General features: G+C 74.2%; 11 protein-coding genes. 6 read left to right on the top strand and 5 right to left on the bottom strand.

The genetic code is table 11. From position 1 onward, the window contains the following. The first annotated feature begins 79 nt into the window (after window positions 1-79). Entirely contained in the window at window positions 80-1669 is a 1590-nt protein-coding gene (locus tag ACIQI7_RS16175; protein ID WP_401109905.1) for an NCS1 family nucleobase:cation symporter-1, read from the top strand. Window positions 1670-1738: 69 nt separating this feature from the next. Here the strand turns inward: ACIQI7_RS16175 and ACIQI7_RS16170 are convergent, their stop codons facing one another. Beyond that, window positions 1739-2986, bottom strand: coding sequence for a glycosyltransferase (locus ACIQI7_RS16170; protein WP_401109902.1), 1248 nt, complete (start codon window positions 2984-2986; stop codon window positions 1739-1741). A gap of 195 nt (window positions 2987-3181) precedes the next feature. Between ACIQI7_RS16170 and ACIQI7_RS16165 the strand changes: the two genes are divergently transcribed. Further along, window positions 3182-3448, top strand: coding sequence for a GlsB/YeaQ/YmgE family stress response membrane protein (locus ACIQI7_RS16165; protein WP_355254305.1), 267 nt, complete (start codon window positions 3182-3184; stop codon window positions 3446-3448). A 225-nt stretch (window positions 3449-3673) separates the two neighbouring features. Continuing rightward, complete coding sequence (locus ACIQI7_RS16160; protein WP_401109899.1) at window positions 3674-3937, top strand: GlsB/YeaQ/YmgE family stress response membrane protein; 264 nt, start codon at window positions 3674-3676, stop codon at window positions 3935-3937. Window positions 3938-4009: 72 nt separating this feature from the next. On the opposite strand, the gene ACIQI7_RS16155 is transcribed toward ACIQI7_RS16160, so the two are convergent. The 4 genes from ACIQI7_RS16155 to ACIQI7_RS16140 all read right to left on the bottom strand — a co-directional run bounded on the left by ACIQI7_RS16155 (window position 4010) and on the right by ACIQI7_RS16140 (window position 7431). Next, window positions 4010-4666 (bottom strand): ADP-ribosylglycohydrolase family protein, encoded by a 657-nt coding sequence (locus ACIQI7_RS16155; RefSeq protein ID WP_401109897.1) that lies wholly within the window; start codon window positions 4664-4666, stop codon window positions 4010-4012. Window positions 4667-4798: 132 nt separating this feature from the next. Continuing rightward, a complete protein-coding gene (locus ACIQI7_RS16150; protein ID WP_401109894.1) occupies window positions 4799-5386 on the bottom strand; it encodes a TetR family transcriptional regulator in 588 nt (195 codons plus the stop codon). A gap of 61 nt (window positions 5387-5447) precedes the next feature. Next, on the bottom strand, window positions 5448-6383 hold the full coding sequence (locus ACIQI7_RS16145; RefSeq protein WP_401110488.1) for an aldo/keto reductase: 936 nt from the start codon (window positions 6381-6383) through the stop codon (window positions 5448-5450). Window positions 6384-6603: 220 nt separating this feature from the next. Next, window positions 6604-7431, bottom strand: coding sequence for a class I SAM-dependent methyltransferase (locus ACIQI7_RS16140; RefSeq protein ID WP_401109891.1), 828 nt, complete (start codon window positions 7429-7431; stop codon window positions 6604-6606). 196 nt (window positions 7432-7627) lie between these two features. On the opposite strand from ACIQI7_RS16140, the gene ACIQI7_RS16135 reads away from it, so the two are divergent. The 3 genes from ACIQI7_RS16135 to ACIQI7_RS16125 all read left to right on the top strand — a co-directional run bounded on the left by ACIQI7_RS16135 (window position 7628) and on the right by ACIQI7_RS16125 (window position 12217). Next, window positions 7628-9019, top strand: coding sequence for a histidine kinase (locus ACIQI7_RS16135; RefSeq protein WP_401109889.1), 1392 nt, complete (start codon window positions 7628-7630; stop codon window positions 9017-9019). Further along, window positions 9016-9675, top strand: a complete 660-nt coding sequence (locus ACIQI7_RS16130) for a response regulator (RefSeq protein WP_401109887.1) — start codon at window positions 9016-9018, stop codon at window positions 9673-9675. The genes ACIQI7_RS16135 and ACIQI7_RS16130 overlap by 4 nt, the downstream gene beginning before the upstream one ends. Window positions 9676-10771: 1096 nt before the next feature. Next, a complete protein-coding gene (locus ACIQI7_RS16125) occupies window positions 10772-12217 on the top strand; it encodes a M20 family metallopeptidase (RefSeq protein ID WP_401109885.1) in 1446 nt (481 codons plus the stop codon). Window positions 12218-12382 lie beyond the last annotated feature (165 nt).

The following is a 12382-nucleotide window of genomic DNA, read 5'->3' as shown; positions in this document are numbered from 1 at the left end:
TCGAACGTGTCCTCGGACCCGCCTGTGACCCCCACCTGAGCTCAGCCGCGGATCCGCCCGCGGCGGACGGGAGTTGTCCATGCCCGAAACCGAGACCAGCGGCGGCGGACAGCGGCGTCACCCCGACGGCCGGGTCGAACTCGACCCGGCCGTCGGGGAACTGCCGCCCAACGGCTTCACCAGCGACGACCTGAGGCCGGTCCCGGTGGCGCGGCGCACCTGGACCACCTACAACTTCCTCGCGCTCTGGGTCGGCATGGCCCACAACATCCCGTCCTGGACCCTGGCTTCGGGCCTGGTCACGCTCGGCATGGACTGGAAACAGGCCGTTCTGACCATCGCGCTCGCCAACCTCGTCGTGCTCGTCCCGATGCTGCTCACCGGGCACGCCGGCACCAAGTACGGCATCCCGTTCCCGGTCTTCGCCCGCGCCTCCTTCGGGCTGCGCGGCGCCAACCTGCCCGCCCTGCTGCGGGCGGCGGTGGCCTGCGCCTGGTTCGGCATCCAGACCTGGATCGGCGGCGAGGGCATCTTCCTGCTGGCGGGCAAGCTGATGGGCGAATCCTGGCGCACGGCCGGTGAGTTGGGCGGCTACCCGTGGACGCAGTTGCTCTCCTTCCTGCTGTTCTGGCTGATCGAGATGGCCATCATCGCGCGCGGGATGGAGGCACTGCGGCGGTTCGAGAACTGGGCGGCGCCGTTCGTCATCGTCGGTGCGCTCGCACTGCTGGTGTGGATCACCGTCAAGGCGGGCGGGCTCGGGCCGCTGCTCGACCAGCCGTCCAGGCTGGGCTGGGGCGGAGGCTTCTGGAAGGTCTTCTTCCCGGCGCTGATGGGCATGATCGGGTTCTGGTCCACGCTCTCGCTGAACATCCCCGACTTCACCCGCTTCGGCGGCAGCCAGCGGGCCCAGATCCGCGGGCAGGCGCTCGGCCTGCCGACCACGATGACGCTCTTCGCGTTCCTGTCCGTGCTGGTCACCTCGGGCTCCGAGGCGGTCTACGGGGTGCCGGTGTGGGACCCGATCCAGCTGGCGGCCAAGATGGAGAACCCGGTCGGCATCCTGTTCGCGCTGCTGACCGTGCTGGTCGCGACGCTGTCGGTGAACATCGCCGCCAACGTGGTCTCGCCGGCCTACGACCTCGCCAACCTGCTGCCCCGTCTGGTCGGCTTCCGTACCGGCGCGCTGATCACGGGCGTGGTCGGGATCGCCATCTTCCCGTGGCGGCTGATCTCCGACCCGCACATGTACATCTTCACCTGGCTGGGCGTGGTCGGCGGGCTGCTCGGCACGGTGGCGGGGGTGCTGATCGCGGACTACTGGGCGCTGCGGCGCACCCGTCTGCGGCTCGCCGAGCTGTATCGACCGGGTGGGGCGTACTGGTACGCGGCCGGGTGGAACTGGCGGGCCGTCGTGGCGCTGCTGGTGGGTGGTGTGCTGGCCGTCGGCGGCTCGTACTCCACCCTCGGCGCCGAAGGGGCGAAGCAGGGCCCGTTCCCGGCGGACGGCCTGATACCCGTCCTCAAGCCGCTCGCCGACTACGGCTGGGCGGTCGGGCTGACGGCGGCGGCCGTGGTGTACCTGGGGCTGAGCGGGGTGTTCGGAGGCGGGCGGCGGAGGAGGAGGGGCGGGGCTGACAGAAGACGGCGAACAGCTGACAGATGTTGAAATCTGTCAGCTGTTCGCCGTCCGTTGTTCGCTGTCGCCTGTCGCCTGTCGCCTGTCGCCTGTCGCTCGTCACCCGGCCGCTGCCGTCGCGCGGTCGACGGCGGTGAGGACCTTTTCCGCGCCGTCCTCGCCGGCCAGGGCGGCGGCGACGGCCTGGCCGCGGATGCGGTAGCGGGCGTCGTCGAGGGTCAGACGAAGGGCGGTGGCGAGGTGGCCGGCCGTAAGGGCGCGCAGCGGGACGGGGCCGGGGGAGACGCCCAGCCGGGCGAGCCGGGCGGCCCAGAACGGCGCGTCGAGTTGGGCGGGCACCGGCACGGTGGGAGTCCCGGAGCGGAGGGCGGCGGCCGTGGTGCCGGCGCCCGCGTGGTGGACCACGGCGGCGGTGCGGGGGAAGAGCCAGTCGTGCGGGGTGTCGCCGATGGTCAGGACGGAGTCCGAGTCCTCGGCGGTCAGTTCGCTCCAGCCCGACTGGAGGAGCAGGCGCACCCGCGCGGTGCGGGCGGCGGCGAGGACGGTCGCGGTGAGCCGCTCGGCGTCGGGGACGACCAGGCTGCCGAAGCCGACGAAGACAGGCGGCGGACCGGCGGCGAGGAAGTCGAGCAGCCGGGCCGGCGGCTGCCAGTCGGGTCGGTCGGCCGGCCACCAGTAGCCCGCCACGTCCAGTCGGGGGTGCCAGTCGGCGGGTCGGGGCACCACCAGGGGTGAGAAGCCGTGCAGGACTGGGTGGTTGCGGCGGGCCCGGGCGATCCCGATCGGCGGCAGGCCGAGCCGTCGGCGCAGCCCGCGGACGGCCGGGACGAACAGCTGGTCGGTCATGGCCTGGACGGCGTGCCCCGCCAGCAGGTTTCCGGGCCGCCCGAGCGACCGGGTGCCGGCGACGGCCGGAGCGAACTCCTGTGTGGGCGCGAGGGGTTGGAGATACAGTCCGATGGTGGGGATGCCGGCCGCCTCGGCGACGACCTGGCCGAGCGCACTGGTGGTGCTGGTGGTCAGCAGCAGGTCGGTGCCGAGTGCCGTGGCGTCGGCGATGCCGTCGCCGAGTGCGGGCATGAACTTCCTTCCGAGCCGCAGGAGTTGCAGGACCGCGTCCGGTCTGCCGCCGGCCCGCAGCAGGCGGCGGCCCTCGGCGGAGGCGAGTTCGGCGCGCGGGTCGACCGGCAGCGGGCGGTACTCCAGTCCGGCGGCCCGCACCGACTCGGCGAAGGTGTCGTGGGTGGCGACGGCCACCTGATGGCCGGCCGCCCGCAGGCGGGAGCCGAGCCCGGTGAACGGGGCCACGTCCCCCCGGGAGCCGGCGGTGGCGATCAGGATGCGCATGGCCGCAGTATTTCGGCGCGGACGGGTTCACGGGAAGGGCGCCACGCGCGGGCGGTCCGGCCCTTCCACCGGTTTGGAGCGCCGTTCCGCATGTGGTGGAGCCGGTCGGCGGAACCGGGCGACGGCCGGCGGCGTCCTTGCGGGCAGAGCGGACGGGACGGGGCCCGTCACGCCTCGGACGGGAGGGGATGACGGATGAGCATCGTCGCGTGGATCGTACTGGGCCTGCTGGCGGGCGCGCTGGCCAAGCTGCTGCTGCCGGGGAAGGACCCGGGCGGCCTGATCGTGACCACCCTGATCGGCATCGCCGGGTCCTTCGTCGGCGGCTGGATCGCGTCGCACTTCCTGCACCGCTCGGTCACCGCGCACTTCTTCGACGCGGCGACCTGGGTGTCGGCGATCGGCGGTGCCCTGGTGCTGCTGATCGTCTACCGGCTGCTGTTCGGCAACTCGCGCCGCTGAGGGGCTGGTTCGCTGCCGTCTCGGTGCCGTGAGGGCGCCCGGGCGGTGCCGTGAGGACCCGGGTGGTGCCGCGAGGGCCGCCGCCGCCCGGCGCGGCAGAGCCCGGTTGGCCGGTTCGAACCGGTCCTGCCGACCTGCTGGAACGGCGCGAGGCCCCCGAACGTCCTTCCGGTCGGACTCGGGGGCTCGACGGGGTCGTCACACCGATGACGCAAGGGGCGGCGGATGAGCTGGATGGCGTGGATCGTGCTGGGCCTGGTGTCGGGGACCCTGGCCAGGATGGCGATGTCGAGGGGGGAGCGCGGTCTGATCGGCAGCACCCTGATCGGCATCACCGGCTCCTACATCGGCGCCTGGATCGTCACGCACTGGATGCACGGGGCGGTGAAGCCGAGCCTCCTCGACGTCACGACCTGGGTGTCGGCGATCGGTGGCGCGATGGTCCTGCTGCTCGCCTACCGGGTGTTCCGCTTCATCACCCGGCGCTGACCACTGGGCGGCGGCCCGCCCGGCACCGGGCGCCGCCCGTCCGACACGGGCCACCGGGCGGCGGTCCCGCTGTCACCGGTCACCGGGTGGCGGCGGCCCGGGACACCTCGGCGACCCGGCCCGGGAGTCGCTCGCGCGCGGCGAGCCAGCCGGACGGCACGTCCGCGAACCCCGTCCGGGCGGCGACCACGCCGGCCGCGATGGCGCAGGTGGTGTCCTTGTCTCCCCAGCCCTCCAGGGTGCGCCGGCGACCGCCTCCGGGTGGAAGTGGGTGGTGAGCGCCTGGAGTTCGGCTTGCCGGACCACCGCGTCGAGGTCGTCGGCGAACCAGGCCCCCAGCGGGGCGACCCGCATCGCGGCACCGTTGCCGTGCGAGCCCTGGCCCTCGAACTGGCCCGCGGTGATGGCGCGCCAGTCCCCGCCGGCGCCGATCCCGCGCAGCACCCGGTGCATCGACGGGCCGTACTTGCGCCCGTACTCGCGGGTGTACTCGGCGGCGAACTCCTGGGCGAGGGCGTCCGGACGGACCTCGCCCGTGTCGAGCAGGTGGCGGACCAGGACGAGCGCCATGGCGGTGTCGTCGGTCCAGTGCCAGGGTGCGGGCCGGACCAGCCGGGCGGCCAGGGCGGCGGGCGCCTCGTCCAGCGGGACCGAGAACCAGCGGTCGCCGAAGGCGTCGCCGAGGGCGAGTCCCTCGAGGCTGTCCAGGACCGAGCCGGCCGCACGCATGTCATCCTCCAGGTGAGATCAACCGTGCGGGGCAGTCTGCCGGTCGGGTGAGGCGCCGACCAGCGGTTTTCTCCGCCGGCCGGCGCCCCGGTCACTCGCGCCTCATGACCGGCGGCCCTCACCGATGGCCGGTCACTTCGCCTTCAGGCCGCCGAGGACGAGCTTCCAGACGCCCTCGAACCGGTCGTCCGCCCCGGGGGCGGACCAGGTGGAGGCGTAGACCGGGTCGTGGAAGGGGCCGGTGGCGTCGAAGACGGCGCGGGCGGTGTCGCGGATGTGGGCGAGCTTGAACTCCTTGCTCTCGATCCCGTCCGCGACGATCTGCGCGATCTGGTCGACCAGGGTGTCGATGTGGGTGTCCACCAGGCCGCTGTTCTCCTCCACCAGCACCATGTAGGTGGCGAACAGCTCCGGGTCGTCCAGCGCCTTCTTCCGCTTGGCCGCGAACAGCGTGGTCAGCCAGCGGTGCAGCCGGTCGGCGGCGGGGCCGCCCTCGTTGGAGACGGCCGCCAGGTCGTGGTGCGCCTGGTCGAGCCAGCGCTGGGTGACCGCCTCGCGCAGCGCGGCCTTGCTGGGGAAGTGCCGGTAGACGCTGCTGTGGCTGACGCCGAGGATGCGGGCGACGTCCACGACGGTGGCCTTGGCCGGGCCGAACCGCCGGAGGACGTCCTCCGCCGCGATCAGGATCTGCTCGGCGGTGAGTGTGGTGTCCGTGGTCACGGGGAGGTCCGTCCTTAGGGTCGTGCGGTCGGGGCGTGCGCCGATGGCGCCGGTGGGGCGGTCAGTGCTCGCTGTCCAGGTGGGCCATCTGTGCGGCAGCGTACCTGTCACCGGCGGCGGAGCCGGCGGGTACGGCGGCCTCGACGGCGGCGAGGTCGGCTTCGGTCAGCGTGACGTCGAGTGCGCCGAGGGCCTCGGTCAGACGGTCCCGGCGACGGGCGCCGACCAGCGGGACGACGTCCTGCCCGCGCGAGGCCACCCAGGCGATGGCGACCTGGGCGACGGTCGCACCCCGCGCGGCGGCGATCTCGCGCAGGGCTTCGACCAGGGCCAGGTTGTGGGTCAGGTTCTCGCCCTGGAAGCGGGGGCTGTGGCTGCGGAAGTCGGTGCCGGCGAGGGCGCGGTCCGAGCCCCAGTGGCCGCTGAGCAGGCCGCGGGAGAGCACGCCGTAGGCGGTGACGCCGATGCCGAGTTCGCGGGCGGCGGGCAGGACGGCGGTCTCGATCGAGCGGGAGAGCAGTGAGTACTCGATCTGGAGGTCGCTGATCGGGTGGACGGCGGCGGCCCGGCGCAGGGTGTCGGCGCCGACCTCGGAGAGCCCGATGTGGCGGACGTAGCCAGCCTTCACCAGGTCGGCGATGGCGCCGACGGTCTCCTCGATCGGGACGTTCGGGTCCAGGCGGGCCGGGCGGTAGACGTCGACGTGGTCGGTGCGCAGGCGGCGCAGGGTGTAGGTGAGCGCGGTCTTGGTGGCGGCGGGGCTCGTGTCGTAGCCGAGCCACTGGCCGTCGGGGCCGCGCTGGGCGCCGTACTTCACGCTGATCTGCACGCTCTCGCGGTCGCGGCCGCGCAGCGCCTCGTGGATCAGCAGCTCGTTGTGGCCCATGCCGTAGAAGTCACCGGTGTCGAGGAGGGTGATCCCGGCGTCGAGGGCGGCGTGGATGGTGGCGATGCTCTCGGCCTCGTCGGCCGGGCCGTAGAGGTCGGACATGCCCATGCAGCCGAGGCCGAGGGCCGAGGTGACCGGGCCGGCGGTGCCGAGGGTGCGCTGGGCGGGGCGGGTGTGCGAGGACACGGGTGCTCCAAGGGGACAGTGCGGTGCCGGGAGGCGGGGGCAGGGTGGCCCGGGTGTCACTATGGCACGACAGCGAACAGATTTCAAAATCTGTTCGCTGTCGTCTGTCATCTGAAAGTTGAAATCTGTCTTCTGTCTTCTGTCATCTGTTCCTGGCCGGCGGCCTCCGTCCCGCCCCCGTCCCGTCCGTCGTGTCGGCGGCGGGGCCTTCTTCGGCCGGTGCCCAGGTCTCGCGCCCGCCCGGCGCCCGCAGGAGGTGGGCGCGGGCGGGCGGCACGTTGCGCCACACCGTGCGCTCACCCAGGCCGTACGTCGCCTCGAACCGTCGCAGCAGCCGCACCACCGCCCGGTGACGGGCGCCCCGGCGGGGGCCCGAGGCGAGGAGGCGGGCCGTCGTCGTGCCGAGGTACCCGAAGTACGTCAGCTCACCGCCGGGCGCCAGCAGCCGCAGGTAGAGGTCGAGGATGTCGCGCACCTGCGCGGGCTCGAAGTTGGTGAACGGCAGCCCGGACACGATCACGTCGTACCGCTGTGCGCCGTCCTCCGGTTCGGCCCCTGCCGGCAGCGGCGGGCGGTACTCCGCCAGTTCCTCGATCCGGCAGGCCGACAGCCGCAGCCCCACCCCCGGGTGGCGCGCGGCCAGGACCGGGTCCCCCCGCAGCCGGTCGGCGAACCGCGGGTTGGCCTCGACGACGTGCAACCGGTCGCCCGGGCGCAGCACCTGGGCCAGCCGTCGGGTCACCGCGCCCGTGCCGGCGCCGACCTCCAGCACCGAGATCGGACGGTTCGGGCGGCTGGTGGCCGGTACCACCAGCGCGTTCACCAGCTCCGGGCCGCTCGGAGCCAGCGCGCCGGTGTCGTGGAAGGCGCGCAGCGCCTCGGCGAGGAACAGCAGATGGTCCCCGCCGGAGGGCGAACTGTACCGGGCGGCAGGGGAGTCGGGGCGGTGGTGGAGCCGTTCGTCGGTCATGCCGTCGACGCTAGGCAGGGCCGGGCCGCCGCGAATCGGCCGGTCAGCGGCGCCGACCCCCGACGAAAGTCGAGGGTGACGTTAGCCGGAAGACAGAGGCGGTCCGCGGCCGAGCGCCCCTAGCATCGAGCCCGAAGTCCCGGACGGCGGACGTGCGGAAGGCTCTCGGAGTGGGGAGAGGGAGAGGAGGAGCGCCATGCGCAGGAGTGTGCTGGGCTGGTACGGGCCGGACCACCGGGCCGGGACGGACACGTTGTTGCTGATCGGCGTGCTCGCCCTGGCGGTCGAGGAGGCGCTGGTCCAGTGGACGCGGTCCGACGGGCCGCTGCGCCTGGCGCGTACGGTGGTGGCCGCGCTCGCCGCGCTCTCGCTCCTCTTCGCCCGCCGCCACCCGGTGGCCGCGGCCGTGCTGCCGGTGCTCACCGGCGGGCTGTTCAACCGGGCCTTCCCCGGCCTGTTCAGCGTCTTCCACCTCGCCTACCTCGGCCGGACGGGCCCCGCCATCGCGGGCGGCGCGGTCATCGCCGTGACCAGCGCGACGGCCGCGGATTCGCTGGTCGGCTGGTTCGGCAGCGCCGGGTCCCAACTCCTCGTCCAGGCCGCCGTCCTGGCCGTCGGTCTGTGGCTGCACGGCAGACGGGTGCTGATCCGCACCTTGCACGAGCAGGTGGACGCGCTGCGTCGCGAGCGTGAGCTGCGCGCCGAACAGGCCCGGGCCGCCGAACGCGCCCGGATCGCCCGGGAGATGCACGACGTGCTGGCCCACCGGCTCAGCCTCCTGGTGCTGCACGCCGGGGTGCTGCGCGACCAGGCCGGCGCCGGCACCGTCGCCGCCGACCTCGACCGGCTCACCCACCGCCTCGAACTGCTGCGCGCCACCGCCGCCCGTTCACTCGACGACCTGCGCGACGTCCTGGGCGCGCTGCGGGCCGACCCGCCGGCCCCGCCTGCCCCGGGGGGCGAGCCGTCCGTGCCCGCCGAGGCCGGGCTGGTCCCGGCACCAGCCCTGCGCGACCTCACCGAACTCGTCGGCGAGGCGACCCAGGCCGGGCAACAGGTCGAACTCGCCCTCTCCGGAGACCCGGAGACCGTCCCGACCACCCACCGGCTGGCCGTGCACCGGCTGGTCCAGGAGGCGCTGACCAACGCCCGCAGGTACGCGTACGCCGCGCCCGTCACCGTCCGGGTCGGCTACGGGGCGCCGGCGACGACGGTCGAGGTCCGCAACGGTCCGGGCGGGGCGCCGCCGGACGGGACGGGCGCCGGAAGCGGGTACGGGCTGGTGGGGCTGGCCGAACGGGTCGGTGCCCTCGGCGGCCGCCTCGACGCCGGTCCGGACGGCAGCGGAGGCTTCCGGCTCTCCGCCCGGTTACCCGCGCCGGACCGCCCGCCGCCGGGGGTGCCCGACCGGGCTTCCGCCCGTGGCGACGGTCCGGCTCCCCGGCCGGGGCGGGCGTCGCCGCGGCCGGGGCAAGGGATACGACGGGCACGGCAGTCGCCGGAAGGGACGCAAGGGGCGCAAGGGGCGTCGAAGGAGCCGATGGAACCGGAGCAGGAACCGAGAACGCAGCCGAAGGGCGCCGCATGATCCGAACCATGGTGGTCGACGACGACGCGCTGGTGCGCCTCGGCCTGGTCGACCTCCTGACCCAGGACCCGGCGCTCACCGTGGTCGCCGAGGCCGCCGACGGGCTGCAGGCCGTCGAACTCGCCGGCAGTCGGCGGATCGACGTCGCACTGATGGACATCCGCATGCCCCGGCTCGACGGGATCGCCGCCACCCGGCGGCTGCGCGAACTCCCCGACGGCCCGCGGGTCATCGCCCTCACCACCTTCGACCTGGACGAGTACGTGTACCAGGCGCTGGCGGCCGGGGCGGACGGCTTCCTGCTGAAGGACACCCCGCCCGCGGAGATCGCCCGTGCCGTCCATGTCGTCGCGGGCGGCCAGGGAATGCTGCACCCGGCGGCCGCGCGGCGGCTGATCGACCGGTACCACCGGGTCGGGGCGCCCCGGTCCGTGGCCGCCCGTAACCGGGTCGCCGGGCTCACCCCGCGGGAGACCGACGTGCTGCGCGAACTCGCCGACGGGCTCTCCAATGCGGAGATCGCGGGCGTGCTCGGGATGCGCGAGAGCACCGTCAAGGCGCACGTCAGCCGGATCCTCACCGGGCTCGGAGTCGGCAACCGGGTCCAGGCGGCGCTCCTCGCCCGCGACGCCGGGCTGATGGGCGACGGGGGCTGAGGGCGGACGGTCGGGAGCGGCTGCGCGCTCGGGGCGGGCACCAGGGTTCCGGTCGGTCGTGTACGTGCGTGCCCGTAGGTGCGTGCCCGTACGTGCACGTTCGTGCCCGAGGTGTTCCACCGCCGTGCCCGGGCGACCGCCCGCCGGTCCCCGATATCGCCATGTCGCGCGCCCTGGACGGCAGCCGAGGCACGTCCGTGCTCGGCGGGGCACATCGAGGCACGGCATCGGCCGGTGTTCACGCCGGTGTTCCCCGGATGTTCCTGAGGAGTCAGGGCGGGCGACGAGGCGGGCTTCCCTGAGCCGTCGCGTGCACCCGGTTCGTACCGCGGGCTGAGCAGCTGTCACCCATCCGGCGTGGAAATGCCGTGCCTTGGCCGTTTGCGCTGCCGAACTCGGGCGGCGGGTCCATGGTGGAGATGGGCGCGATCGGCGACCGCGCCCGCGCGCCGATCCAGGCCCGCGCGCCGAGCGCCCGCGCCGATCGCGGCCGGGCGGCCTCCGAAGCGGGGCCCGGTACCGGCACGCTGGGAGCAGGGCCACCTCGCAGGAAACCGAACGGTTCTTCTAGGCTCACATCTCGGCTTCCCTGCGGCGGTCCCGCCACTGCGCCCGTCACCAGGAAGCCGCCGTCCACGGGGCTCCGGGCGGACCGGGGCCACCGGATCGAGCGAGGAGGACGCACCATGCCAAGCACGCCGCCCAACCGTTCCACCGTACTTGGGCCAGACGGACCGATCCGGTGGGCCGCCCACCAATCCGGTCGACCGGTGCGGTCAGGCCGGGCCTGGTACGCGGGTGGGAGCGGTCGGCCGGTACGGCCGCTGAATACCGGCGGCGGCCGCGGAGGCGAGCGTTGAGTCCCCGGACCATCGGGTCGCCCGCCGTTTCGGGCGCCGCCGCGCAATCCGATCCGACCTCGGTCACCGACCCGGCCGCCGCCGACGGCGAGGCCCTCCCCGCCGCGGCCGCGGCCACCGCGACGGCTGACGTCGTCGGCGCGGCAACTGCCGCTCACGCTGCGGCCACTACGGTTCCGGCCGTCTCGGTTCAGGCCACCGCCGCCGTGTCCACCGCCGCCGTGTCCACCGCCGCCGTGTCCAGCGTCGCAGTGTCCACCGCCGCCGTGTCCAGCATCGCGAAGGCCGCCGTGGCCGAGGTGGCCGCCACCAAGACCACGGTCGCCAAGTCCGCCCTCGTGAAGTCCTCCGTCACCAGACCCGTCGTCGCCAAGAGCGCGGTGTCGAAGAACGCGGACGCCCAGACCTCAGCCGCGCCGACCGCTGTCGCGAAGGCCGTGACTGGGCCAGCCGCCACCGTCACCCCCGCCGCGGCCACCGCCTCCGGGACCGCCGTCGCCGTCACCGCGGCGCTGCCCGGCCTGCCGCAGGCTCTCAGCACCCGTGCCCGTACCCTCGCCGGCGCCGTCCGGCGCCGCTGCGCCGATCTGGCGCGGATCGAGTCACCGAGTGGGGACGCCCCCAGACTCGACGCCCTCGCCGAGGAGTTGGCCGCGGGCTTCCGTGCCACCGGTGCGACCGCCCGGCGTGAACCCGGGCCGGCCGGGGACCACCTCGTACTGGAGTGGGAGGGCCGGGACGAGTCCCTGCCGCACCTGCTGATCGTCGGCCACCACGACACCGTCTGGCCGGTCGGCACCCTCGCGGACTGGCCGGTGACCGAGCAGGACGGTCGGCTCACCGGCCCCGGTGTGGTCGACATGAAGGGTGGACTCGCCATCCTGGAGGGAGCGTTGGGGCTCCTCGCGGACGTGGGAGAGCGCCCGCACCGAACCGTCCGCCTGGTCGTGGTCTCCGACGAGGAGGTGGGCAGCCCGGACGGGCGGCGCCTGGTCGAGCGCCAGCTGCGCGGCGCCGCCGCGGTCCTCGGGCTCGAACCCCCGCACCCGGACGGCCGGTTGAAGACCGCCCGGCGCGGCAGCACCCGGGTGCGGCTCACTGTGACCGGCCGGGAGGCACACGCGGGCAACGACGCCCGGGACGGGGTGTCCGCGGTCGACGAGCTGGTGGACCAGCTCGTGCTGGTGCGCGACCTCGCCGGGCAGCCCGGTACCGAGCTCAACGCCGGTCGGATCAGCGGTGGTTCGCGTGCCAACGTGGTCGCCGGGCGGGCCGAGGCCGAGTTGGGCCTGCGGTTCGCCACCGTGGAGGCGCAGCGCCGCACGCTGGACGGCCTCGCCCGGCTCACCGCGCTGCGACCGGGGGCCCGGGTCCGTACGGAGGTGCTGTCCAGTCGTCCGGCCTGGCCCGAGCGGACCGGGAACCCGCTGCTGCGGCACGTGCGCTCGCTCGCCGCCGTGCTCGGGCAGCAGCTGGACGGTGCCCCGGCGGGCGGGGCGGGGGACACCAACCTGCCGGGCTCGCGCGGGCTCCCGACCCTGGACGGCTTCGGCGCGGTGGGCGCCGGGGCCCACGCCCGGCACGAGCACATCCGGCTCGACCAGATCGCCCCCCGGCTCACCCTGCTGGCGGCGCTGCTCGCCGTGCCCCTGCCGCGACTGCGGGACCGCGCGGAGGGATGAGCCGGCGGCGAGCCGCTGACGTCAGGCGACCGACGGCTGACGGTAGGCCTCAAGCAGCGGGTAGCTGACAGGCCTCAGCGAACGCCGAACCCCGAACACCGAACCCGAACAGCGAACCTCGAACAACTAACAGCGAACAACCAACAGCGAACAGAGAGCAGCCGA

The organism is Kitasatospora sp. NPDC092039, from assembly GCF_044756065.1.
Classification (GTDB): Bacteria; Actinomycetota; Actinomycetes; order Streptomycetales; family Streptomycetaceae; genus Kitasatospora.
This window is presented reverse-complemented; position numbering and strand designations above follow the sequence as displayed.

Coding starts and splice junctions, on each gene's coding strand:
- ACIQI7_RS16175 (WP_401109905.1), top strand. CDS start 80: ATGCCCGAAACCGAGACCAGCGGCGGCGGACAGCGGCGTCACCCCGAC.
- ACIQI7_RS16170 (WP_401109902.1), bottom strand. CDS start 2,986: ATGCGCATCCTGATCGCCACCGCCGGCTCCCGGGGGGACGTGGCCCCG.
- ACIQI7_RS16165 (WP_355254305.1), top strand. CDS start 3,182: ATGAGCATCGTCGCGTGGATCGTACTGGGCCTGCTGGCGGGCGCGCTG.
- ACIQI7_RS16160 (WP_401109899.1), top strand. CDS start 3,674: ATGAGCTGGATGGCGTGGATCGTGCTGGGCCTGGTGTCGGGGACCCTG.
- ACIQI7_RS16155 (WP_401109897.1), bottom strand. CDS start 4,666: ATGCGTGCGGCCGGCTCGGTCCTGGACAGCCTCGAGGGACTCGCCCTC.
- ACIQI7_RS16145 (WP_401110488.1), bottom strand. CDS start 6,383: ATGGGCATGTCCGACCTCTACGGCCCGGCCGACGAGGCCGAGAGCATC.
- ACIQI7_RS16140 (WP_401109891.1), bottom strand. CDS start 7,431: ATGACCGACGAACGGCTCCACCACCGCCCCGACTCCCCTGCCGCCCGG.
- ACIQI7_RS16135 (WP_401109889.1), top strand. CDS start 7,628: ATGCGCAGGAGTGTGCTGGGCTGGTACGGGCCGGACCACCGGGCCGGG.
- ACIQI7_RS16130 (WP_401109887.1), top strand. CDS start 9,016: ATGATCCGAACCATGGTGGTCGACGACGACGCGCTGGTGCGCCTCGGC.